This is a genomic window from Leptospira bouyouniensis, assembly GCF_004769525.1.
Taxonomy (GTDB): Bacteria; Spirochaetota; Leptospiria; order Leptospirales; family Leptospiraceae; genus Leptospira_A; species Leptospira_A bouyouniensis.
This window is the reverse complement of record NZ_RQFT01000003.1, coordinates 641455-665280: the sequence shown is the minus strand read 5'-3', so window position 1 is coordinate 665280 and position 23826 is coordinate 641455. Positions and strand designations below refer to the sequence as shown.

The following is a 23826-nucleotide window of genomic DNA, read 5'->3' as shown; positions in this document are numbered from 1 at the left end:
TTATCATTATTTTGTGAATCTACTTTTTTACCCTTGTTATATAATCTCACTCATAAGTTGTATTTTTATAAAATGTAACTCAGAAAATGAATCTGCAAAAAAAGAACCCCCTCCTCCGAAAGCAATCACAGTTCCCTTTCCGGAGGCAATGTACATCCAAAATGGATGTATTTCCTGCCATGGACCAGAAGGTAATGGCAGAGGCACCCGAACCCATTTACTAAAAAACGCTAGAATTCCTAATTTTCAAGATGTGACCACTTATGTGTATGGATCTTCCAAAGAAAATATATCCAAAACCATCCAAAACGGAATCCCTGGAACTTTTATGAAATCATATTCGCATATGCGAAAAAACGAAATTGATGCACTGGCCGATTATATTCAAAAAATGCAAAAAAATAAAATTTAGCGACCGACATTCATTAAATTCGAGAATAATTCACAGGATGAAATAGAACCTAAATCACAAGAATCCCCAAGTTCCTCCAAGGCGAGTGTGATCTCATTGATTTGTTTGGTCTTCAGTCTGGATTGTGCAGTTGTTTCCAATTCTTTAGATTTTCTAATTTGATCATCAAGTGAAACAAATTTCCATGGTGAATTTCTCTTTTCATAAGACAATGATTCTAAAAATAATTTAATATCCTTTTGAATTTGTGGAATCACTGATTCAAAACATGTAATTAAAATTGTAAAACCAAATTCACCTTCCGTTGAAGTGATGTAATGTTGGACAATAGTATCTTCTTTATCTTTAAAAGTTCCAACCATTCCAATAAATTTATAGACATCGTTATCTGTTACTACAGATAACTTCTGAAGATTGTAATAGTCACGAATGTTAGTGATAAGAGTAAATTTTTTGGATTCTAAATGGAATAAAATTGGATCTATGATTTGTTTGTTTTCTGATTCTTTGAATAAAATGACAATTGCTGGTATAATCTCTCTGCCAGATTCTTCCTTCAAACTATTTGTGCGAAAGTGGTCAAATTTTGTTGAATGTCCATTGGACCTTCGATTTGTTAAATACCAATTAGATGGCAATCGAAAAGTAATACAATGAGTTTGAAAACATGTTTTCCACTTATCTGTTTCAGCGAATAGTGGATTCACCAAAAGAATAATTTGAGATAGAAAGAACAGACGAATCAAGTTAACTATCATAACATCAATTCTTTTCTATTTTTAAAAAAATCTAAAGCAGTTGGATTGGCAAGGGCATTTTTGTTTTTAACTTCTAAGCCAGCTACGGTTTGTTTTACGGCGATTTCTACTTTTTTGCCATTTACGGTATATGGTATTTCTGGCACATCTAATATTAGTGAAGGAACATGCCTTGGAGAAGTTTCCAACTTGATTTGATTTTTAATTTTATTAATTAATTTCTCATCCAATTGAATTCCATCAGCTAAAACTACAAATAAAATCACCCTAACGTCATCTTTGTAGTCTTGTCCAATGATGACAGAATCTTTAATTTCTGGAATTTTCGTTACTACCGAATAGATATCAGCAGTTCCAATACGAACCCCTCCTGGATTTAATGTAGCATCTGACCTACCATAAATGATGACTCCATTTTCAGCTGTTATCGATGCAAAATCCCCATGGCACCAAATATTATCATATGTTTCAAAATAAGCTGATTTATATTTAGCACCTGATTCATCGTTCCAAAAATAAAGTGGCATCGATGGAAATGGTGTCGGACATACTAATTCACCTTTTTCTCCAACAACTGATTTTCCCATATCGTCAAAGACTTGAACGTCCATTCCAAGTCCTTTACATTGAATTTGTCCAGCAAACACAGGTAAATTGGGATTTCCAAGTGCAAAACATCCATTAAGGTCGGTTCCACCGGAAATAGAAGAAAGTTGGATATCTTTTTTTATTTTTTCATATACGTATTGAAATCCTGATACAGGTAAAGGTGAACCTGTTGATAAGATAACTTTGAGATTAGGAAGAGAATATTTTGAAATTATAGAAATATTTTCTTCTTCTAATACAGATAGATATTTTGCACTTGTTCCAAATACTTGGATGTTTTCCTTTTCTGCCATACTCCAAAGTGTTTCCCAATTTGTATAAAAAGGATTACCATCAAATTGATATAAGGTGGCTCCCAGACTTAAGACTGATTGTGACCAGTTCCACATCATCCAACCACATGTTGTATAATAAAAAAATTTGTCTCCTCTCGATAGATTACAGTGTAACGAAAGTTCCTTTGTATGGTTCAAAAGTACACCTCCTCCCTGAACAATACATTTAGGAAGTCCAGTAGTACCGGAAGAAAACATGATGTATACGGGATCAGAAAAACTGATCGCAGTGTATTCAATTTTTGAATTGTATGCTGGATTGATTTCTTGGTAACGGATAGGATTTTTGATCTTTCCAAAATCTTTTATGGGTTCAATAAATTCGTAAACGATTGTCTGTATAAATTCTGAATTTTTACTGGAAGCGAGTGCTTGAGACACCTCTTTTAATTTATCTACAATCGATATCTTTTTGCCTTTAAAAAAGTAAGACTCAACAGTCAAAATGACCTTAGGAAGTATTTGTTCAAATCGATCTAAAATCCCTTTCACTCCAAAGTCAGGCGATGCACTCGACCAAATTGCACCTAACGAAGTGGTTGCTAACATTCCAATGGTAGAAATTGGAGCATTCGGAACGATTCCAACGACTCTATCTCCTTTTTTAACACCAAGTGTAATCAAATGTTTTTGAAGCTTACTTACTTCAATTTTTAATTCACGATAAGTTAACCTTTGTATGGTTCCATCTTCATTATAAAAAACAATTGCCTCTTGGTTTGGCTCACCACCTTCTAATAAATTTTCAGCAAAATTATATAACGCACCTGGAAACCATTTACTTTTTGCAAAGTGATTACCTGTTTCTAAAATTTGTGTTGGTTTGACACTAAGACGAAAACCAGATTCTAAAAGCCACTCGCGCCAAAAAACTTCATTCTCCTCAACGGAAAATTTATGGAAAGAAACATAATCAGGAAATGATTTTCCTAACTTCTCTTCCAAATGTTTTTGGAATCTATAAAGGTTTGTCTGTTGATTGATTGGAGTCCATAGAGGATTTAGTGTCATCTTGATTACTGATCTTTATAGAATTAACAATTAAGGCAAGTATGTTAAAGAAGGATTTTTACACCAATATCAAAAATCAAAAAATACCGTGAAACGAAATAAGCAAGAATTTGTAAATCTAAATTCAATCAATATTCACTTTATTAGTGAGAATGAATGGTATATTGAATGTCAGATATATTTTGATTCTAAAAATGATTAGCATTTTTGTATCCCAAGAATCGCAGATAAGTTATTGCAAACTGCAAAGGAAAATCTAAACTTTCAATATACTATGAAACTGAATGGAAAACAAATTCGAACGATCAAACAAAGTATCTTATTTTGTTTTATTGTACTGTTTTCTATGAATTTTATGTACCAACGCATCGTTGACAACGAAGTCAATTGTGGATTACTAGGTTCACCTGAAAGTGGTTGTCCTTATGCATTCCTTGACCATACATTTGGCATTGATCCTGGCCATGATCTTGGAGAAGAAGGTGAACACGCGGATCATGTTTGTATTTCATGTCCATGTAATTCAATTGTCGCAGTAACTTGGAATTTATATTTATCACATATCCTAATCCAACTTCATAAAATTTATTTTGAACCAAAAGAAATACAAATTCCAAAATTTGTTCTTACTAATTATCTCTTTCGACCACCCAAAGAATACCTAACATAGTTTATCCGCCATTTAGTTTTTTGCGAAAAAACACGTTGGAGGTACCATGTTTTTATTTTATAAATTAGAGAAATCTAAGTATTTTTTATCTGGATTCATTCTGCTGATTTTTACATTCCAATTTTCGGAATTAAAATCAGAGGAGAATTTTGGAAAACCATGCCCAAAAGTGATAGCAATGATGGAATTGAGCGAATGCATTGTGAAACGCCATCCAGACTATCAACTTGAAGAAATCAAACTGAAAGAGATTTCAGGAAGAAAAAAAATAGCTTCATATTTTTTTCCATCAAATCCAAATTTTACAGGCTACATTGCGAATCGAAAGGGAGAAACATCAACTCCATTATTCGGACAATCTTCGACCACTGCTAGTAACTTTCAAGTTATGGTGAACCAAGAAATCTATACAAATGGAAAAAGGGAAATCGCAATCCAAATTGCAGATGAAGAATTTAGAGCACAAGTATTTCGGTTAGAAAGTGTAAAACGAATTTTAGAATTTGAAGCACTGAAAAAAATTACACGTTTTCGTTACCTATTCTTAGAAAAGGAAAATAGTTTAAATAGCTTAAACTTAGTTTCAGAACTTAAAAAAGTTTCAAAAGCGAGAATCAATGAAGGTCTTTCTCCTGGTATTGATGAATCACTTTCCGAATCCGAAGAAATACGTATTTTCAAAATATGGAACCAAACACATAGGTTATATGAAAATGCAAAATCAGAACTAGAAGTTTTATTAGGGTTTGCATTTGATCCGAGTGATTTGATCTCTTACCATTGGAAACTACCCAACCAATTTCCAACTGAAAAATCTGAATTGGTTAAAACTGCGATGCAGTATAGACCTGAAGTATTTTTAACTGAAAAGGAAATTGAAATTGCACTACTACGTCATAATGAAGTACGAAAACAAAAAATTCCCAATGTGAGTTTAGGCGCTTTTGCTCAAAACGATGGTTTTAATGAACGAGTTATCGGAGGAATGATAACACTTCCACTCATCATTTGGAGAGATTACGAAGGTGAATCGATTATCACCTCTTCGAAAATAGAAAGTTCCAAAGTTTTGAAAGAATCTGTATCACGAAATATAAAACAAGAAGTGTTATACGCATTAACTAATTATATTACTCTTTCTGAGGAAATAAAACTCTATGATGAAAATAAGATGGGAAGGGCAGAATCTGATTTAAAAAATCTTCAAGAAGCCATCAGATTTGGGAAAATAAAAATCATAGATGCTATCAACCACCAAAGAATTTTGTTACAAACTAAATTAAATTATCTAAATACTAAATCAGAGTATGAAGTATCACAAATCGAATTAGTTCGAGTACTTGGTTTATCCTCAAACATTATGGAAATTCAACCATGAATAAAAATGTAAAATTATTATTACTATCTAGCTTTCTAATCATCATAGCCTTTTTTTATTGGCAATCACGTCAAAAAAAGTCCATCCAAATCATTGATGCTGAAGAGAAGGACACACTCCATCTCACAAAAGACCAAAAAAAAGAAATCGTAATCGATATAGAAACTGTTGGTTTATCGCAAATTCATACCAATATTGAATTAATCGGTGAAACTGAATCGGTTCCCGATGACATTATGGATGTCCCCGCGAGAATTTCAGGAAGAGTCACTTCCGTGTACTTTGTGGAAGGAGATACGATAAAAAAAGGTCAAAAATTAGCAGTGATTGATTCACCAGAACTAGCCAAACTTAGATCAACTTATTTGGTATCAAAATCTAAATTTAATGCAGCAGAACAAAATTTAAATAGAATTAATTCACTCGTAAAAATGAATTTAGCAGCAAAACAGGAATTAATTGATGCTGAAGCAAATATGAAGGTAATTGAATCAGAAAAAATCTCTGCAGAAGAAAATTTACGCGCTATTGGTTTAGGTATCAGTGATTCATCAACCGGTCAGTACATTGTATATTCTCCAAGATCTGGATTAGCCCTTTCAAGAAATGCTGTTCCTGGTTCAATCGTTTCTGCCAACCAAATATTGACGACAATTGCAAATCTTGACAACCTTTGGTTTCAAGCCAAAATTTATGAAAACGATCTCAAACATTTGACAGAAGGAATATCTGCTAAAGTGATTTTGAATGCCTATCCAGATTTAATTTTCCAAGGTAAACTTGAACATATAGGCGAAAAAGTAGATCCAGAGTCGCGCACTGTTCATGCCCGTGTAGTATTTAAAAATCAAAACAGAAAAGCAAAAATTGGTTTGTTTGGAAAAGCAATTCTCAATGTGAATGAGAGAACTGGAATTCAAATCTCTGAATCGACTATCCAATCTTACCAAAATTCTAAATTTGTTTTTGTTGAATCATCTCAAGAAAATTACAAATGGATCGAAGTAACTACAGGTTCAACAGACAATCAAAAAACTGAAGTTTTAAGTGGACTAAAAGAAGGTGATAAAGTTGTAACAAAAGGTGCATTCGAACTTAAAGCAATTTTGTTCAAAGATACGTTTGGTGGAGAGTGAAATGGAATTATTAACTAAACTCGTTCACTTTTCACTTCATAATCGTTTATTAATTATCATATTTACCACATTACTACTATTTGGTGGATTTTATTCATTAAAACATCTAAAAGTAGATGCTGTACCGGATATTACAAATGTTCAGGTTCAAATCATTACTACATCTCCTTCTTTATCTACATTGGAAATTGAACAATATATAACTTTGCCTGTAGAAAGAGCCATCACTGGAATTCCAAATTTAATGGAAGTTAGATCTGTGTCACGATATGGATTTTCGTTAGTGACTGCAGTTTTTTCCGAAGGAACAGATTTGTATAAAAGTAGACAATTGGTGAGCGAAAAATTAAACGAAGCATCCGAAAATATTCCATCTATTTATGGGAAACCTGTCATCGGGCCAATCACTACAGGTCTTGGCGAAGTATTTCAGTTTACAATTGAAAGTAACTTTCATAGCCAAATGGAATTGGCAACTTATTTGAATTGGTATATCAATCCTACATTAAAAACTGTACCAGGTATCGTTGAAGTAAATAGTTTTGGAGGAAAAACTAAACAATACCAAATCATTGTGGATTCACTGAAGGCTGCATCACTTGGCATTTCCTTTAATCAAATCGTAAATTCAATCCAATCTAATAATTTATCAACTGGAAGTGGTTATATTGAAAAATCAAATGAACAACTGATTATCGGTAGTGACGGACTTTTAAAATCAATTGCAGATTTTGAAAAAATTCAAATTGGCAAAATGAAAGATGGATTTCCAATTTATCTAAGTTCAGTAGCAAAGATAATTGAAGGTCCAAGATTAAGAAAAGGAGCTGCTACCTCATCAGGTAAATCGGAGGTTGTTGGGGCAGTAACCTTAATGTTACTTGGAGAAAATTCTCTTCAAGTCACGAAGTCCGTAAAAGAAAAAATCACCCAGATTGAAAAAACCTTACCAAGTGGTATGAAAATCAAACCATATTATGATCGATCGATAATGGTTTCAAATACATTGAAAACAATTGTATGGAATCTTTCTGAAGGTGCCCTTTTAGTGATTCTTATTTTGTTTTTGATGATTGGAGATTTTCGTTCAGGACTCGTAATCGCTTCCGTGATCCCACTAGCTATGTTGATTGCAATATCTCTAATGTTTATCAGAGATTTGCCAGCTAATTTGATGTCCATGGGTGCTATTGATTTTGGATTAATCGTAGATGGGGCAGTCATTCTAATTGAAAACTCACATAGGCATTTAGGTTTAAAAGTTAAAGAACTTAAACGCGCACTTACAGCTTCAGAAAAAAAAGACACTATCCTCAATGCAACGATTGAAGTGAGAAAAGCAACTATTTATGGAGAAATCATCATTGGTATCGTTTATATTCCAATCCTTACACTCAGTGGAACTGAAGGCAAAATGTTTATACCAATGGCGACTACAGTATTATTCGCATTGATTGGTTCGTTTATATTGACTCTCACAGTGATTCCAGTATTGGCATCACTCTTCTTGCATTCCGATATAAAAGAAGAATCTAAAACAATTTTATTTCAAAAAATTCAAAATTGGTATGTACCGAAACTTGAATACTGTTTTAAATCACCAAATAAAATTATGTACTCAACAATTGGATTATTTATCATTTCTATTTTTATGTTTTTTAGACTCGGAGGAGAATTTTTGCCTAAACTAGATGAAGGAAACTTACTAATTGAAGTTAGCCGATACCCTTCAACGACTCTAACTGAATCATTATCATCATCTACAAAAATTGAAAAAGCAATCTTAAAAGAAATTCCTGAAATAACGGAAATTGTTTCCAGAACTGGATCTCCTGAACTTGCCATTGAACCTATGGGAGTCGAAAAAACTGATATGTATTTAAATATGAAACCAAGGTCCGAATGGAGTCTTTCAAAATCCGAAATTGAAACCAAATTGTCAGAGATCATCGAACGAGTTTCACCACAAGTAGCGTATGGATTATCTCAGCCAATTGAAATGAGAAATAATGAAATCATGGCTGGAATCAGAGCTGACGTTGGAATTAAAGTCTTTGGTGATGACTTGATTCAATTAAAATTAATTGCAGAAGAAATCTCCTCAAAAATTAAAAATCTTGAAGGAGTCGCTGATCTTAGAATTGAACAATTGTATGGTTTAGAATATTTAAGAATCAAACCCAATCGAGAGAAATTAGCTAGATATAATTTAAATATTTTAGATATCAATCGTATCACAGAATCTTTTTCATCAGGTGTTCCTGCTGGAATTGTATATGAAGGGATGAAACGTTTTGAAATTGTTGTTAAAACTGAGATCAATTCAGATCCAAATCAAATCCGCAATACACCAGTAAATGTAGGTCAAAATCAATTTGCGCCATTTCATGAATTGGCTGAGATCAAAATTGAAGATGGACCAGTTCAAATTTACCATCAAAACCAAAATCGTTATGCTCTTGTTCAATTTAATATTAGAGGAAGTGATATGGTAAGCACGGTTGGGTTAGTAAAAAAGGTTTTAGAAAATGATATCAAATTCCCAGCTGGATATTATTTTACACTCGGAGGAGAATTTGAAAAATTCGAATCAGCCACAAATACATTGTTAGTTGTTGTGCCGATCACTTTGTTGATTATATTTTTGATTTTGTATTTTGCATTTAATGAAGTTTCAGCTGCATTTATTATTTTCTTAAATGTTCCATTTGCAATTACTGGCGGCATTTTGGCACTATACGTACGTAACTTACCTTTTAGTATATCGGCTGGAGTTGGTTTTATCGCATTATTTGGAATCGCAGTTTTAAATGGTCTGGTTCTTATCAGTTTTATCAAATCTTTAGAAAACAGTGGTAAAAAACTGGAAGACGCAATTAAAGAAGCGGCCATCTCTCGGTTAAGGCCAGTTTTGACAACAGCACTACTTGCTTCGATTGGATTCATTCCAATGGCAATTAGTACATCACCAGGGGCGGAAGTACAAAGACCATTGGCTACTGTTGTTATAGGAGGGTTAATCACTGCTAGTGGCTTAACCCTCTTTGTTTTACCAATTGTTTATTTAAAATTTTTCGCAAAAAAATCTTTCATACTTTCGAAAGAAGCATAGTCAGCTTTTTCATTATAAGACAGCCCTGGTAATCCGTGTTTTTCGGAGCCAGGTCTTGTGAAACCATGAACCGCTCCAGGATGACTTACAAATGTTACAGGAGCTTTCGCTTCTGTAACTGTTTTTACAAATGTATCGACTGAGTTTTTTGGAATAAATGGATCTTCGGCACCGTGGTGGACTAAAACTTTGGTTTTCAATTTTTTAACCCCAGTGGCTAAATTTTTACTTCCTAAAAATCCATGGAATGATACAACTCCACCTTTTAAATCTGCTCCATCTAACGCAAGCTCAATGACTCCTCCACCTCCAAAACAATATCCAATCGCTCCAATTTGATTCGGATCAACATTCGGATTTGATTTTAAAATTTCAATAGCTTTGTAGATTTTTTTAAGGAGTATTTTTGGTTCGCCGTTTGCGCTAGAAAGTTTTCCAGCTTCAACATGGTCTTTTGCTAAAATTCCTTTTCCATAAACATCCATCACAAAGGCAACATACCCTAGGTCAGCCAATTGTTTTGCCCTTTGTTTAGGATACTCATTGACACCCCACCATTCATGGATCACAAGGATTCCAGGTCTTTTACCAGTCATTTTTGAATCCATTGCGATAAAACCTTCGTAAGTTTTTCCATCCAATTTATATTCTAGGGGACTACCTGTGATCGTCGATTTGACGGGAAGTTCTGCCGTTGGCAAAGTACTACATTGTAATAAAAACAATGTTGTTAACAAAGAAAGGAATAGTTTCATAAATCTCCTTATGATCTTGGAATTACATGGAATCCAAGAACAACCTTTTCCAATTTTAGATGAAAATTTTGAGGTTGAAAGTAGAAAATTGTTTCAGAAAGAAAGATTCACCTCAAATTTGATCCCTCCTAAATCTGAAAGAATAGACCGACCAGTCTCTATATAGCTTTGGAATTAGTGAACCATTTGGTTCACATTTTATTAAATTAAATTTAAATTATTTTTGTTAGTTGGTTTTTTTAATCGCATTCAAACACATTGTGTTATCTTTTTAACCAGAGGACAAAAATGATCCAAAACAATTATTTTCTTAGCAACGAAGACCTTAAGGAACATTTCTACGAACTAATCGATTGGAATGAAATTGTCCCAATCTATGAAAACCAATTTTCCGACGCAAAACTTTTTGAATCTACAAAAAATACAAAACTAGAAATGGCACCAACTAACGTTGATGAAGCCATATCATATTATGAAGAGATTTTAAAATCATGTGGTGAAATTAGTGGGATGTATGTTTCGCAAGTTGCTTCCACTGTTGATTCGAAAGGATTAAAATTTGAAAACGGTGTAGTAACTCATCCTAAAGAAATGGAAGAAGTCATTCAGATGTATCACGATGCAGGACTTGGTCCTGCAGCTTTCAAAAGAAAATACGGTGGATTAGGTGTTCCGAGTATCATCAAAGCTATGATAGCCGAGATTATGTATCGATCCGATAGTTCGATTACCATCGCAGTTGGAAGTATGGGTCTTGCAGCAATCTTAGAAGTATGTGCTTCAGAAGAAATGAAAAACGAATGGATTCCGAAACTTATTTCGGGTAATTATACTGTAACGATGGGATTATCGGAACCAGACTTTGGCTCAGACCTTCCAAACATCACGACAAAAGCTTCAAAAAATGGTGATGGCTGGTTATTAAATGGAACGAAAAGATTCCAAACGGTTGCTTGTGGTATCAATGGTGGCCCTGGAATCACTCTCACTTTGGCAAGGACTGGCACACAAGAAAGTGGTGCTAGAGGACTTTCTTTCTTTATCGTTGAGAACAAAGATTATGTAGTTCAAGGCATTGAAAAAAAATTAGGAATCAAAGCTTCTGCCACTTGTGAGACTGTTTTTGAAAATAGTAAAGGTCATTTAGTTGGAAAAGAAGGTTTTGGATTAGTGAAATATGTAATGGGAATGTTGAACGGAGCAAGACTCAGTGTATCAAGCCAAGGCACAGGCATTGTTACCGCGGCATTTGAAGAATCTTTCAAATATGCAAATGAAAGAATACAATTCGGAAAACCAATTTATGAAATCCCGGCCGTACGGAGAATGTTAGATCGTATGGAAAGAGAACAAGCAGGAATGCGTTGTTTAATGGTTGAAGCAGCATATTCAGTAGATAAATATTATTGGTTTGAAGATGGTAGAGAAGTTACTTCAGAAGAAAGTAAATCTGCAAAATTCTGGGAAAAAGTAGCGAATACTCTCACGCCGATATCAAAGTATTACAATTCAGAAATGTGTAATGATTTGGTATATGATGGTTTACAGGTATTAGGTGGTGCTGGATACACAGAAGATTATGATCTTTCCAGATTGTACCGTGATGCTCGTATTACAAATATATATGATGGTACCACACAAATCCAAGTCAACGCTGCTATCGGTGGAATCACTTCGGGAATGAGTGTCACTGGGACATTCCGAGCTTATTTGGACCACTTGTCTCAAGGAAGTGAAACAAACATAAAGTTGAAGGAAATTCGTGAAGCTTTTGAGTCAATCGTAGAAACCTATAAATCGATCCAAGACCAAAGCACAAAAGAAGCTTATAGTTTCGAAGTCGTAGAATCTGCAGCAAGAGTCATCATTGGTTATCTATTGGAAAGAAGTAAAAATAAATCAAAATCAAGAAAGGAAATCCGAACCAAATGGAGCAAAGAATTTCATAACGATAGTTTTGCGATTCTTTCTGCCAATCTTATCAAACTAAAATCCATATAAAAAAAAGGGCCCTCTTTCAAGAGGACCCACGAGAAAAGAAAGGGAATGACTTCCTTCATTGCGTAGTGAAGGAAGTCCGAGATCGTTCAGATTAAGTAAGTGTTACAGCTTTCTCTTCAGTAGAAAGAGATACTTGAAAACTTGGTTGGTTTAAAACTACAGTTGGTTCTAAATACTTTTTACGTTTTCCCATCACTTTGGTTGCGATATGATCTGGAAAAGAATATGCAATGATTCGTTTCCAAACAGATGCAAATTGTTTTACGAAACTTCCAGTGTTATAATGTTGCCCATACTTTGCACAAATTTCTTTCAATCGTGGAGCTACTTCACGGTATCGTTTTGCAGGCATGTCAGGGAACATATGGTGTTCGATTTGGTGGCTCAAATGACCAGTCATAGTGTAAAACAAATTGTTACCATCCAAGTTAGATGAACCTTTTAATTGTCTCAAATACCATTGTGCTTTTGTTTCACCAACGATTTCATCGGTAGTGAATGACTCTGCATTTTCAGTAAAATGACCACAAAAAATAACTGCATATGTCCAAAGGTTGCGAATCAAATTTGCTAACATGTTCCCTAAAATCACTTTTGGAAAATTTAAACCTGCAAGTGCTGGAAACAAAATATAATCTTTTAAAAGTTGCAATTCTATCTTTTTAAAGAATAAAGCTTTATAATCTTTAAGTGTTTTTTTCTTTCTCAGTTTTTTTGGAGTTTCCAAATATTCAACACGGTATCCATGAGCTCCAATTCCCCATTGGAAGTTCATTGCTAAAAACATATTTGTGAATGGTTGTGTTAGGTGAACCGGTTTCCATTTTTGTGCTTCTGTTAATCTTGTAAAATTATACCCATAATCATGGTCTTTGTTCAGAACATTCGTATATGTATGGTGCATATAATTATGGTAAAATTTCCATTGGTGAGCATTACAAACAATGTCCCATTCAAAAGTTCTTGAGTTGAATCGCGGATCATTCATCCAATCATACTGCCCATGTAATACGTTATGGCCAAGCTCCATATTGTTGATGATTTTGGAAATGGATAACAACAATGTGCCTGCAATAAAGGAAATCGGTTCAAAACTAAAGTGAATTAAACCCCTTCCCAAAACTTCAGTATATCGGTAAGTTTTATAAATAAACCGAATATGATCTGCATCTTCTTTTCCAACTTTCGCCATTACTTCTTCGCGAAGTGAATCTACTTCTTTACCAAATGCTTCAATTTCTTCTTTGTTTAATTTTTTGCTAATCGTTCTCATTTTATTTTCCTATGATAATTTCATTTTCTTTTATAGAATTCTTAAAGTTCCAATTCCAAATTAGATTCAGCTCTTGAAACGCAGATTTGGATATTTTCTTCACCTAACTGTGAAGTTTCTCCATTAGATAAATCCGTGATAGAACCAGTTTGTTTTTTACAAACACAAGTATGACAGATACCCATTCGGCATCCACTTTGTGGATAAATTCCTTGTTCTTCTAACTCTTCCAAAAGGGAACGTTCCCCCTTTACTTGGATTGTTTTGTGACTCAAAGTTAAAAATACATCAACAGTTCCTTCTTTTTTAACTTTTGTTACATTTTGACCAGGTAATAAGAATAGTTCGGATTTGATGGGTAATCCTTCTAATAATGACAAAGCCTTAGTTTGCATAGGTGAAGGACCACAAACATACACAGAAGATGATTTTAAGTTTGGAACATACTTCTCTAAAATTTCTTTTGTCAAAAATCCAGAAGCATAACCTTCTTTTGGAGTATCTGAAAATACATAATGTACAGTTAACCAACTAACATTTTTTTGCATCAAATCGAAGGAGGATTTGAATATTATATCTTCAAAAGATCTTACAAAATACAAAAGGGTCACTTTACCATTGTAATTTAACGTTTGTAAGTCTTTCAGAATGGAGTGAATTGGTGTGATACCACTACCACCCGCTAGAAACAATAATTCCTTGGGAAGGTCTTTCGGAAGGACAAATTCACCAGAAGCTTCTCCCAGTTCCAGAATATCACCTTTTTTGATATTTTGGTTCAGAAAGTTTGATACAAGTCCACCTTTTTGGCGTTTGACTGTGATTTGTAGATATCGATCATTGGGATGAGACGAGAGGCTATAAAATCGAGTGACCCTACGGCCGGCGATCTCAACAGTCACTGGCACATGTTGGCCTGAAACAAATCCCTTCCAAAGCCAGTTTGGTTTTAACACAAAAGTTTTAGTGTCAGAAGTTTCTTCTTTTACCTCGATGACTTTTGCCTTGGTCGCGGTGACAGAGAACCTTGGGTTCAATTCTCCTAAGAAAAAATTCGCCCACTCTTTGGGTTGTAGGAAACTTAAAAATTCCCGTGGTTCGTTGTAGATAAAAGGAAATGTTTTCATTTTCGCCTCGTTTTCGCATTTAAGTGAACACATGTTCACGGATTTATCTAATAGTGTTAACTTACATCGTTAGCTATGTCAACCCAAAAGATGGATTTATTTCCTTGCCTTTAGAAAAAAAGTGAACGAATGTTTACTCAATTCAAACCATGAAATCGGGCATTAGAGACACCAAAAAACAAATCACCCATACAAACCTGCTAGAAAGTGCCCTACAACTCATGGGAGAAGAAAAGGGTTTGGGAGATTTAAGCCTCCGAGAAGTCACAGCAAAGGCAGGTGTTGTCCCTGCAGCCTTTTACCGCCATTTTAAATCGATGGAGGAATTAGGGCTCCATTTGGTGGAAGAATGTGGGAATCGGATCCAACTGATCGTCGGCGATGCGAGGACAAAAGGAGCCTATCGGTCTGCGTTACAACTCACCATTGGATATTTCTTCGACTACGTTACAAACCACCGGTCTCGATTTCGGTTCATTGCTAGAGAACGCACTGGAGGGAACAAAAAAATTCGAGAAAGAATCCGCGAGGTAATGAAACGTATTGCCTGGGAACTAGCAAAAGACATGCGAATGCCAAAGTCTCTAAGCAAAGAAGACACGTTGTTTGCATCCGAACTCATTGTGAGTATCTGTTTCCAAATGGCATCTGATTATTTGGATTTAGAACCCAATGAACATTTTGAAATGAGAAAACTAAAAGTCCAAACCATCAAACAAGTTCGGTTGGTGTTCATCGGAACCATTCGTGGGAGAAAACACAAACACCGTTCCCATCACACATAAGGGAAATTTGATTCGATACGGTTTCTATTCTTTATTTTGAATGGGAAAGGAGATCATGATATTTAATCCTTCTCCTTTTTTCGAAACGGATGAGAATACACCTTTCAGTTGTGAAGTTAAGCTACGTATGAGTTCATAACCAAAATGATTTCCTTTTTCAATATTCACTGATTCTGGCAAACCTACACCATCGTCACCGACAGTTAAAATTAGGTTTTCTTTAGACTGCCCTAATTGGATGCGTATGTCCCCACCATTTTCATTCGGATACGCATATTTTAATGCATTTGTCAGTAATTCATTAAGGATCAAACCAAGTGGCAAAGTACGTTTCAGATCCAATCGGATCTCTTCTAATTTCACATCAAATCGAATTTTACTTGGATTTAGTACAAATATATCATGTAAGCTATAAACCAAATCTTCAATGTACTTACGAAGATCAACTGATTCTAAATCTTCTGATTGGTATAAATTTTCATATACCTTTGACATTGACATGATCCTCGATTGTGCATTTAAAAATGATTGTTTGGCCAATTCATTTTCTACTTTGAACGATTCAAGGTTGAGTAATCCTGATATGATTGCTAACGTATTTTTGACTCGGTGTTGTAGCTCTTTTAAGAGTACGTCTTTTTCTTCCAAAGATTTTGCCAAACGACCTTCGATGTCTAAAATTTTTGTTACATCTAAGTTAAACCATAAAACAAATCGTTCCCCTGCAATTTCAATTGCCTGGCTAAAAACAATGACCTCGTAATTTACACCATCAGGATGTCGAACAGACATCCTTTCCCCTGAAAGACTTCCATTTTCACGGTAGATCTGATTTAACTTTTCGATTTGTTCAGGGACACACCACGATTTGAATTCATCTGTTTTCCTTCCAATGACCTTTGATTTTTCAAATCGGAAGATGGTTTCCATTGCGGGATTGATGTCCAAGTAAGTGCCATCTTTGATTGTGGAAATAGCCATTGCGATTGGACTTAATTGAAAAACCTTTGCATACAAACTTTCTCCGTCCTTAGGTGGGACAAGAATTTGCGATTCTGGATTCTCCCGAAAAACGATAACAATTCCATTGAGATTCTTATTTCCATCAAGGATAGGAGAAATGGTTTCAGTAACATTTGTTTCTCGTCCGTTACTTGCTACGATGATAAGATTGTTTCTTCTTTTAGGTTCAATCAATGTATCAGTTAGATGATCAAAAGAATAAGAAACCCGCATCCTAGATTCAGCTTGCACCAAAAATAAAAAAGAAGATAAATCTTTGTCTATCACCTCCGTCTTATTATAACCTAACATATCTAGTGCTTTTTGATTGATTTCACGGATATGCCCTTCTGGAGTTAGTACAATGAGTCCATCTCCCATTGCTTCAAAAGTAATCCGAAGTTCCTTTTCACGAAATGTCAAACTTTGTTCCGCTGCATGAAGTTTCAGCGCAGACTTAATCATACATTCAACAATATCAGGACTTGAAATTTTTGGAATAAAACCATAATGTTTTAAGTCGGCAACACGATTTAAAATCTTTTGGTCTGAATATCCACTCACAAACAGTATGGGAATCTCTTTGATTTCTAGAATTTTTTTTGCTAATTGGATACCATCTAACTTATCTGAAAGGTTGATATCCATAAGAATCAAGTTTACCTCTTCTCCCGAGGCGATACAGTCAATGGCATCCGAAGAAGTGGCGACATGTTCCACCGTATAACCTTTGAGCTTTAAAAACTCAGCCTGTGAAACTGCCAAAATAGCTTCATCCTCAACGAGAAGGATATGACCTAAACTATGTTTGATTTCAGTGGTTGGCATTGTACTACTTGATTCTACCGAATTTTAAAATTAGGTGCAAGAAATGCAATCGAATATAGGCAAAATTTTTTTCCAAAAAAAATAGCCTGAGTGCAATAAAATGATACCCAACCTATGTGTTTTAATTAATTGAAACACTTACATAAATTCGTTAGGTGAGCAGTATTCGATTGCATTTTTACACAAACGTTTGTTTGTTTGTCATATTATCATAATGCGAAACGGAGTTTCATTTGAAATATAAATTTGTTTTTTTGGTCAGTTTTTTATTTTTTTTCCAGTGCACAGGGTTTAACCTGTTATACGAAACATCTGCGAATGGAAATACTAATCCAACACGCGAATATGCGACTACAGCACCACTTTGGAAAGGTGGCTTTTTTTACCATCGGAACACAACACCTGGCCCGATTGGCATCGGTGCAGAACCCAAATTCGAAGGAAAAGCATGTAGTAATTCTTATCTAGGGCTGTTCTCTTTTGGCAATGCAAGGATTGAAACCGCTAAAAAAAACGGAAATATACAAAAAGTAGCCTTTGTTGATTATGAAAACACAGGAGTTTTTGCCGGTTTTATTTACCACCAGTTCTGTACTATCGTAAAAGGTTCCAACTAATGCTAACATTCAAAAGACATAATATTCTATTTTATATAACGATCGTTTTATCATTTTTCCTTTCCACAGGGTGTGCAGTAGGTCCTACTCATGGTTACATTGTGACGGAAACACATTTCCCGGGAACATTTAACCCAGAGAATAATGTAAAAGCTGACAAAGAAGCCAAAGGTTGCCAATATACAGTTTTATATTTGGTCACCTATGGAGATGCAGGTGCAGGAAGTGTGGCTCATAAAAATGGAATCACTAAAATTGCCACCATCGATCATTCCACGTTTAGTCTGTTCAGTGGACTCATCCGAAATTATTGCACATTTGTTGTAGGCGAATAACATGAAATTTATCAAAACTTTATTTTTAATATTCCTTTTTTCTTTTTTCACCAATTGCCAATCAGGTCCATATCCTGCATTTATCTACCAATACTCCACCCAACATATGATTGGAGATAGTACTGGAAATAATCTAACGTCAGCAAAGATTGTAAAATTTGGAAAATCCTGCTCAATGTCGGGATATATTATGAATGTATTCTATTACGGCGCAGGAAATTCCATTGAAGAAGCAACAAGAAATGGAAACATCCAAAAAGTTGCATTAGTAGATAGGGAATCTCTATCTATACTTGGAGCATTATTTTACAGAGAATGTATCGTAGTTTGGGGTGAATAAATTGTATTTACCACGCAGAATTACATATTATTTATTAATTTCGTTTTTATATTTGTTTAGTAGTGTCACTGCCCTACTTGCAAAAGAAACAGACAATATCCACGAAAAACCACAGTTAGTCGATCCAGACAACCATAGAATATACTTTCGTTATGTTTTGGGTGCAGCTCGCGGTCAAATTCCCGAAAAAAACATGGAGTTAACCGATGGGATTTTATTTAGCCAAAGTCAGATTTACCAAATTGCTCCTTTGCCAAATGGAAATTTGGAATTGGGACAATTTGAGTTCGAATATCGATTTAAAGATCGATATAGGATCTTTGCTGAAAATCGAACGATAAGAGATGCTGGAGAATATAAAGATATATTAAATTTTAAAGAATATCAAAAAAGAGCGGGAGTTGGATACTTTCATCCAATCTTTAAAGTTTTCAGTATTGGCATTTCTATTCGGGATGCAAATATCAAACAAGATTTTCGATCAGACTACTTAAATTTATATAAATTTGATAATAGTTTAATCTTTTCTACTCCCAATGTCCAATCACAACTTAGAACTAAAGGATGGGTACCAGGTATTCACTTAGAATTTCGACCATTACGTTGGTTTGAAATCCATTTGAGTCGTTTGTATTATCATATGGGTGGTGATGTGAGTAGAAGTGCCATAAACTTTATCCCGTCAACGGTGGGAATCTTGTACGCTCCTTTTTTTGTACAAAGTGATTTTCTATATTCAGGAGTTCAGGATAAATTTGATGTTGTGTTTCGGTATTCTTCTTGGTTTGCAACGAAATGGGGTTATACAAGAGATAATATCAATATAAAATTTAATCAATATTATATGACAACCCTTGATAACCAAACATCACTTCTTATGTCTGCCATCGGAAGAAGAAACAATACCAAATTGGATTTTGATTCTATTAATTTTACAATTGAGTTTTCGAAAAGTTTTGGTGAAGACTTATTTTAAACACAAGATTTACAATTCTTATACCTAGGTTTCGTGCAGACTTGATCAGCACGAGATCCTAGGCTTCAGGTTCAAAAAAAGCTAAATTTTCAGGCCCTTCATGGATGACAATGCGACGGATTTTGCCTTCCGATGCTTTGACTTCCTCTTTTAACCCATAATAAAACCATCTAGCTACATTTTCAGATGTAGGATTGATCCCTTTAAAGTCGGGATGGTCATTGATAAGGATATGGTCGATGGAGTGGACAAGTTCCAGAAGTTTGTTCCTTGCTGTCAAAAAATCATACGAAATTCCATCAGGGCGGATGTTCGTTTTTCCTTCGAGAAATACCTCGACTTTCCAGGAATGGCCGTGGATAGGCTCATCCGTTCCATCGGCAAAGTACTGGTAAAGGAAATGAGCGGACTCAAACCGTCCCTCGATGCGGACATAAAATTTCCCGTTTTCTTGGGTAAACATTCCATTGACGAATAGAGCATAGTCCAATATTTGTATAGTAATTTCCTCTAAGGGGACTCTAGAAGATGACTGAATCAACAAAACCACGCTTTTTTAAAGAAATGACCGTAGGCGAAGCAATTGCCATCCATCCGGAAGCGGGGCTTGTTTTCTCAAGTTACCACTTGGGTGGGTGTTCGCACTGTTCGATCAATGAAGTGGAAACCATTGAACAAGTATGTATGGGGTATGGAGTGGAAGTAGACACTCTCATCGACTCTCTAAACAATTTATTCGCAGAAGAATAATATTGATTCATACAAATTGGGTCGTTCCTTCGGCCCAATGGATTTCTGCTATTACCAATAGGTATGATTGGTATTCCATAGCGTTGGGTATCCAAACATCTCCGTCTGATACCATACTTTAATTCAACTTACTGATAACTGTTTATCAAATAGAAACCATTGGACCACTTAACGTATAACATTCCTGGTTTATTATTCCCTGCGATTTCCTTATTGATGTTAGGGTTTACCAATCGATTTTTTGGATTGGCTGGATTATCGAGACAACTTCTTGCAGAATATGAGACTTCCAAATCGGAAGTTCTTGCAAAACAAATTCATAATTTACGTTTTCGGATCTCTCTCATTTTATATTCGCAAAGTGCAGGAATCTTAAGTTTAATTCTTTGTACTTGTTCACTTGGGATGATACCCTTTTATAATTTGATTGCTTGGATATTCTTTTCGATATCGTTATTGTTTATGGTTGTCTCTCTCATTTTGGCATTGATCGAAATCCATTTATCAGTCAATGCATTGGATATTGAAAGAAAATCCATTTTAGATTCCTCTACCCAAATCAAATCGTAATCACAATTTTTCCAAAATGAGAACCTGACCGTAAGTATTTGATGGCTTCCACTGCGTTTTCTAATGAGAAAACTTTGTCAACAACAGGTTTTAATTCAGATTGTTCGATCGCCTGGTTCATTTCGATAAATGCTTTCCTACCACCTACAACAAGGCCTTGGATTTTTAAATTGTTCATGACAGCGGGTAATAAATTGAGTTCTCCTGAACGACCCGCTAAAATTCCAATCAGATGGATCACACCAAACGGACGACAGGCGGCAATGGATTGCTCCAAAGTACCTGCCCCACCCACTTCAATGATATGATCAGCTCCTACTTTATTTGTGATCCGCCGAACTTCTTTGCCCCAATCTTTCGTGTCTTTATAATTGATTAAAAAATCTGCACCTAAGTTTTTCCCTCTTTCTAGTTTTTCGTCACTCGAAGATGTGAGGATCACTTTGGCACCCATCAATTTTGCAAATTGCAAAGCAAAAATCGATACTCCACCTGTACCCTGTACAACGACAAATTCACCTGGTTTTAATTGGCTATATTGGAATAGTCCCGACCATGCAGTGAGTGCGGCACAAGGTAAGGTAGCGGCTTCTTCGTAACTTAGATGTTTTGGCATTTTGACTAAACCCGTTTCAGGAACAATGGCCAATTCACGAAGGGTGCCGGGAAGTGGGCCGCCGATCGTGTGACGAATTTCCGAATGGGTTGCTTCTTTTGCGATCCATTTTGGTGCAAAGGTGAGGAGTACTTTGTCTCCCACTTGCCATTCGGTGACTTGGGAACCTATTTTGACGACTTCCCCTGCCCCGTCACTGCAGGGAACAAGTGGTAAAGGAAACTTGGGGTTGTATTTCCCTTCCACAACAAGTGAGTCTCGATAATTCAATGAGGCAGCATGTAACCGAACTAGAACTTCTGTTGGTCCTACTTCTTTTGGTTCTGGTACCTCAATGAGGTTTAAATTTTCAAGTCCAAATTGTTTTATCTCAGCTTGTCTCATTATTCAATTGATCCTTATAAGAAATTCGTTAAAATAAATTCAAAAACTCATGCTTAGCATAACGAAATAGAAGTAACAGGCGTTTAAATTCAATGAAACTAAGTTAAATCATTTGAGACGCAACAAGTCACTCATTTATAAACCAATTAATCATTGTTACTGATTCAATACAACTTCACCTTTTTCATTGAGTGGAAAAAAAGGATTGTATGCAATTTCAAAAATATGGCCATCAAAATCTTTAAAGTATGCGCTATACCCACCCCAAAACACTTTTTGTGGTTCTTTTAATATAACTGCACCTAACTTACGTACACCGTTAATTATTTTATCCACTTCGATTTCACTTTCTACATTCTGAGCTAACGTAATTCCTGAATACTCTTGTCTTTTTTGAAAAGGAATTCCAATATCATCAGCCAAATCCTTTTCACCGAATAATGCAAATACCAATGCTCCGATTTGAAAGAAGGCAACTTTGTCGTTGCTCTCTAACGACTTTTTCCAACCTAGCCCTGTTTTATAAAAATGGACTGATTTTTGTAAATCGGAAACTCCGAGTGTGATCAAATTGATTCTTGGAAACATGTGTAGCCTTCCTATGCGGAAATATGAACTTTTGAAAATGAAATTTTTTGGTTATTGGGAATTGGATTCACAAAACGTAGGTTGTGTGGTAAATGGAGTCATTGGGTGGCGGGTGGATAACCCCACCCAGTTCGATATGGGCGGGGACATGTACTCTAAATACAGGCTAAAAGAAAAAATTATTTCTTTCCTAAACCTGTCGTTTTTGCACCAACAAGGATTGACATGTTACCTGATGGGTGTTTGTTTTCACGCATCAACTGGTGGCACTCACCAGTTTGTTCGAAACGATATGTTTCTGCTAAAACTGGATCCACTTTTTTATCAATCACCAATTGGTTAAGGTCACGGCAATTATCGTCGTTTGCGAAGTGTGAACCTTGCAGACGTTTTTGTCTCATCCAAAGATAACGTAAATCACCAGTTGCATTGAAACCAGTAGTTCCCGCACAAATCACAACCATACCTCCAGTTTCACATACAAAAACAGAAGTTGGAAGTGTGGTTTCCCCTGGGTGTTCAAAAACGATTTGTGGGTTTTTGCCTTTGCCAGCGATGTCCCAAATTGCTTTTCCGAACTCTCGTGCTTGTTTTGTCCATTCAACGAATGCTTCTGGTTTGTTGATATCAGAAGTGAGTGCACCCCAGTGTTTGAACTTGTTACGGTTGATCACACCTGCAGCACCTAAGTTTTTACAGAATTCAATTTTATCATCAGAAGATACAACAGCAATTGGAATACCACCAGCTGCTTTTACGATTTGGATTGCCATGGCACCAAGTCCACCTGCACCACCCCAAATGAGTACAACATCACCAGGTTTTACATCATTTGGTTTCCAATGGTGTAACATTCTGTAGGCAGTCGCAGCAACTAACATATAAGCAGCGGATGCTTCCCATGTTAGGTGCTGAGGACGTGGGAGGCATTGGTGGTCTTGCACTTTACAAAATTGTGCAAAGGAACCCCAATTGGATTCATATCCCCAAATGATTTGTGATGGTGCATACATTGGGTCTTTGCCTGAAAGAACCCATGGATCTTTTGGATCCCACATCGCACAATGGACAACAACTTCATCACCGACTTTTACATTTTTTACTTCGGAACCAACTTTGTACACAATACCAGAAGCATCAGAGCCACCGATGTGAAACTTTTCTGGTTCACCTTTTTTATTACGCGCAGCAATAACATCAACAGGGTAACCTAAAGCCGCCCAAACGTTGTTATAGTTTACTCCAGCAGCCATAGTGGCCACGAGAACTTCGTTCGGACCGATCTCCGGAACATCAATGACTTCTGATTGGAAAGAAGTTTTCGGTTCGCCGTAACGTTCCGGGCGAATGACCTGTGCGTGCATTTTTTTTGGCACGACTCCAATAGGAGGTAGTTCCCCTATTGGTACGATTTCTACGTTGCTCATAGATTACCTTTTACGATTAAGATTTATACAG

General features: G+C 35.6%; 23 protein-coding genes. 13 read left to right on the top strand and 10 right to left on the bottom strand.

Translation table 11 applies throughout. The annotated features are described in order from the left end of the window. Nucleotides 1-13 precede the first annotated feature (13 nt). Nucleotides 14-412: a c-type cytochrome gene (locus EHQ43_RS04830; RefSeq protein WP_208730933.1), complete on the top strand. Its 399-nt coding sequence runs from the start codon at nucleotides 14-16 to the stop codon at nucleotides 410-412. Here the strand turns inward: EHQ43_RS04830 and EHQ43_RS04825 are convergent. Together EHQ43_RS04825 and EHQ43_RS04820 are read right to left on the bottom strand one after the other, a co-directional pair. After that, nucleotides 409-1170, bottom strand: a complete 762-nt coding sequence (locus EHQ43_RS04825; RefSeq protein WP_135770259.1) for a hypothetical protein — start codon at nucleotides 1168-1170, stop codon at nucleotides 409-411. The two genes, EHQ43_RS04830 and EHQ43_RS04825, sit on opposite strands and share 4 nt — an antisense overlap. Further along, nucleotides 1167-3125 (bottom strand): acetoacetate--CoA ligase, encoded by a 1959-nt coding sequence (locus EHQ43_RS04820; RefSeq protein ID WP_135770258.1) that lies wholly within the window; start codon nucleotides 3123-3125, stop codon nucleotides 1167-1169. Before EHQ43_RS04820 ends, EHQ43_RS04825 begins: the two co-directional genes overlap by 4 nt. Nucleotides 3126-3399: 274 nt before the next feature. On the opposite strand from EHQ43_RS04820, the gene EHQ43_RS04815 reads away from it, so the two are divergent. The 4 genes from EHQ43_RS04815 to EHQ43_RS04800 are packed head-to-tail and all read left to right on the top strand — an operon-like array spanning nucleotide 3400 to nucleotide 9421. Then, the gene (locus EHQ43_RS04815) at nucleotides 3400-3795 is read left to right on the top strand and encodes a hypothetical protein (RefSeq protein ID WP_135770392.1); all 396 of its coding nucleotides are present in this window, start codon (nucleotides 3400-3402) and stop codon (nucleotides 3793-3795) included. A gap of 46 nt (nucleotides 3796-3841) precedes the next feature. Next, nucleotides 3842-5173, top strand: a complete 1332-nt coding sequence (locus EHQ43_RS04810; protein WP_135770257.1) for a TolC family protein — start codon at nucleotides 3842-3844, stop codon at nucleotides 5171-5173. Continuing rightward, a complete protein-coding gene (locus tag EHQ43_RS04805) occupies nucleotides 5170-6309 on the top strand; it encodes an efflux RND transporter periplasmic adaptor subunit (protein ID WP_135753354.1) in 1140 nt (379 codons plus the stop codon). The genes EHQ43_RS04810 and EHQ43_RS04805 overlap by 4 nt, the downstream gene beginning before the upstream one ends. A gap of 1 nt (nucleotide 6310) precedes the next feature. After that, a complete protein-coding gene (locus EHQ43_RS04800) occupies nucleotides 6311-9421 on the top strand; it encodes an efflux RND transporter permease subunit (protein ID WP_135770256.1) in 3111 nt (1036 codons plus the stop codon). Here EHQ43_RS04800 and EHQ43_RS04795 read toward each other — a convergent pair. Next, entirely contained in the window at nucleotides 9370-10176 is an 807-nt protein-coding gene (locus EHQ43_RS04795) for a dienelactone hydrolase family protein (RefSeq protein ID WP_135770255.1), read from the bottom strand. The two genes, EHQ43_RS04800 and EHQ43_RS04795, sit on opposite strands and share 52 nt — an antisense overlap. Before the next feature lie 288 nt (nucleotides 10177-10464). Here EHQ43_RS04795 and EHQ43_RS04790 point away from each other — a divergent pair, with 288 nt between their 5' ends. Then, complete coding sequence (locus EHQ43_RS04790) at nucleotides 10465-12177, top strand: acyl-CoA dehydrogenase family protein (RefSeq protein WP_135770254.1); 1713 nt, start codon at nucleotides 10465-10467, stop codon at nucleotides 12175-12177. 91 nt (nucleotides 12178-12268) lie between these two features. On the opposite strand, the gene EHQ43_RS04785 is transcribed toward EHQ43_RS04790, so the two are convergent. Together EHQ43_RS04785 and EHQ43_RS04780 are read right to left on the bottom strand one after the other, a co-directional pair. After that, nucleotides 12269-13450, bottom strand: coding sequence for a fatty acid desaturase family protein (locus EHQ43_RS04785; protein ID WP_135753358.1), 1182 nt, complete (start codon nucleotides 13448-13450; stop codon nucleotides 12269-12271). 41 nt (nucleotides 13451-13491) lie between these two features. Then, nucleotides 13492-14577 (bottom strand): flavin reductase family protein, encoded by a 1086-nt coding sequence (locus tag EHQ43_RS04780; RefSeq protein ID WP_135739880.1) that lies wholly within the window; start codon nucleotides 14575-14577, stop codon nucleotides 13492-13494. 149 nt (nucleotides 14578-14726) lie between these two features. On the opposite strand from EHQ43_RS04780, the gene EHQ43_RS04775 reads away from it, so the two are divergent. Continuing rightward, the gene (locus EHQ43_RS04775) at nucleotides 14727-15362 is read left to right on the top strand and encodes a TetR family transcriptional regulator (RefSeq protein WP_135739881.1); all 636 of its coding nucleotides are present in this window, start codon (nucleotides 14727-14729) and stop codon (nucleotides 15360-15362) included. A 24-nt stretch (nucleotides 15363-15386) separates the two neighbouring features. On the opposite strand, the gene EHQ43_RS04770 is transcribed toward EHQ43_RS04775, so the two are convergent. Then, on the bottom strand, nucleotides 15387-17192 hold the full coding sequence (locus EHQ43_RS04770; RefSeq protein WP_135770253.1) for a PAS domain S-box protein: 1806 nt from the start codon (nucleotides 17190-17192) through the stop codon (nucleotides 15387-15389). 233 nt (nucleotides 17193-17425) lie between these two features. On the opposite strand from EHQ43_RS04770, the gene lsa14 reads away from it, so the two are divergent. The 4 genes from lsa14 to EHQ43_RS04750 are packed head-to-tail and all read left to right on the top strand — an operon-like array spanning nucleotide 17426 to nucleotide 19460. Then, entirely contained in the window at nucleotides 17426-17809 is a 384-nt protein-coding gene (lsa14, locus tag EHQ43_RS04765; RefSeq protein WP_135739883.1) for an adhesin Lsa14, read from the top strand. After that, nucleotides 17809-18144 carry a TRL-like family protein gene (locus tag EHQ43_RS04760; RefSeq protein WP_135739884.1) on the top strand — a complete coding sequence of 112 codons (336 nt, stop codon included), beginning with the start codon at nucleotides 17809-17811 and terminating at the stop codon, nucleotides 18142-18144. The genes lsa14 and EHQ43_RS04760 overlap by 1 nt, the downstream gene beginning before the upstream one ends. A 1-nt stretch (nucleotide 18145) precedes the next feature. Continuing rightward, nucleotides 18146-18484 carry a TRL domain-containing protein gene (locus tag EHQ43_RS04755; RefSeq protein WP_135739885.1) on the top strand — a complete coding sequence of 113 codons (339 nt, stop codon included), beginning with the start codon at nucleotides 18146-18148 and terminating at the stop codon, nucleotides 18482-18484. Continuing rightward, nucleotides 18477-19460 (top strand): hypothetical protein, encoded by a 984-nt coding sequence (locus EHQ43_RS04750; RefSeq protein ID WP_135770252.1) that lies wholly within the window; start codon nucleotides 18477-18479, stop codon nucleotides 19458-19460. Before EHQ43_RS04755 ends, EHQ43_RS04750 begins: the two co-directional genes overlap by 8 nt. Nucleotides 19461-19518: 58 nt before the next feature. Here the strand turns inward: EHQ43_RS04750 and EHQ43_RS04745 are convergent, their stop codons facing one another. Next, nucleotides 19519-19923 (bottom strand): 6-carboxytetrahydropterin synthase, encoded by a 405-nt coding sequence (locus EHQ43_RS04745; protein ID WP_135740455.1) that lies wholly within the window; start codon nucleotides 19921-19923, stop codon nucleotides 19519-19521. A 65-nt stretch (nucleotides 19924-19988) separates the two neighbouring features. Between EHQ43_RS04745 and EHQ43_RS04740 the strand changes: the two genes are divergently transcribed. Together EHQ43_RS04740 and EHQ43_RS04735 are read left to right on the top strand one after the other, a co-directional pair. Beyond that, nucleotides 19989-20210, top strand: coding sequence for a DUF1858 domain-containing protein (locus tag EHQ43_RS04740; RefSeq protein ID WP_012390037.1), 222 nt, complete (start codon nucleotides 19989-19991; stop codon nucleotides 20208-20210). A gap of 159 nt (nucleotides 20211-20369) precedes the next feature. Continuing rightward, a complete protein-coding gene (locus EHQ43_RS04735; protein WP_135739887.1) occupies nucleotides 20370-20780 on the top strand; it encodes a DUF2721 domain-containing protein in 411 nt (136 codons plus the stop codon). Here the strand turns inward: EHQ43_RS04735 and EHQ43_RS04730 are convergent. The 3 genes from EHQ43_RS04730 to ccrA form a co-directional block, all read right to left on the bottom strand. Next, entirely contained in the window at nucleotides 20770-21780 is a 1011-nt protein-coding gene (locus EHQ43_RS04730) for a zinc-dependent alcohol dehydrogenase family protein (RefSeq protein ID WP_135770251.1), read from the bottom strand. The genes EHQ43_RS04735 and EHQ43_RS04730 overlap by 11 nt on opposite strands. A 156-nt stretch (nucleotides 21781-21936) precedes the next feature. Next, entirely contained in the window at nucleotides 21937-22368 is a 432-nt protein-coding gene (locus EHQ43_RS04725; RefSeq protein ID WP_135770250.1) for a VOC family protein, read from the bottom strand. Between the two features lie 179 nt (nucleotides 22369-22547). Continuing rightward, a complete protein-coding gene (gene ccrA / locus EHQ43_RS04720; RefSeq protein ID WP_135739890.1) occupies nucleotides 22548-23795 on the bottom strand; it encodes a crotonyl-CoA carboxylase/reductase in 1248 nt (415 codons plus the stop codon). Between the last annotated feature and the right edge of the window lie 31 nt (nucleotides 23796-23826).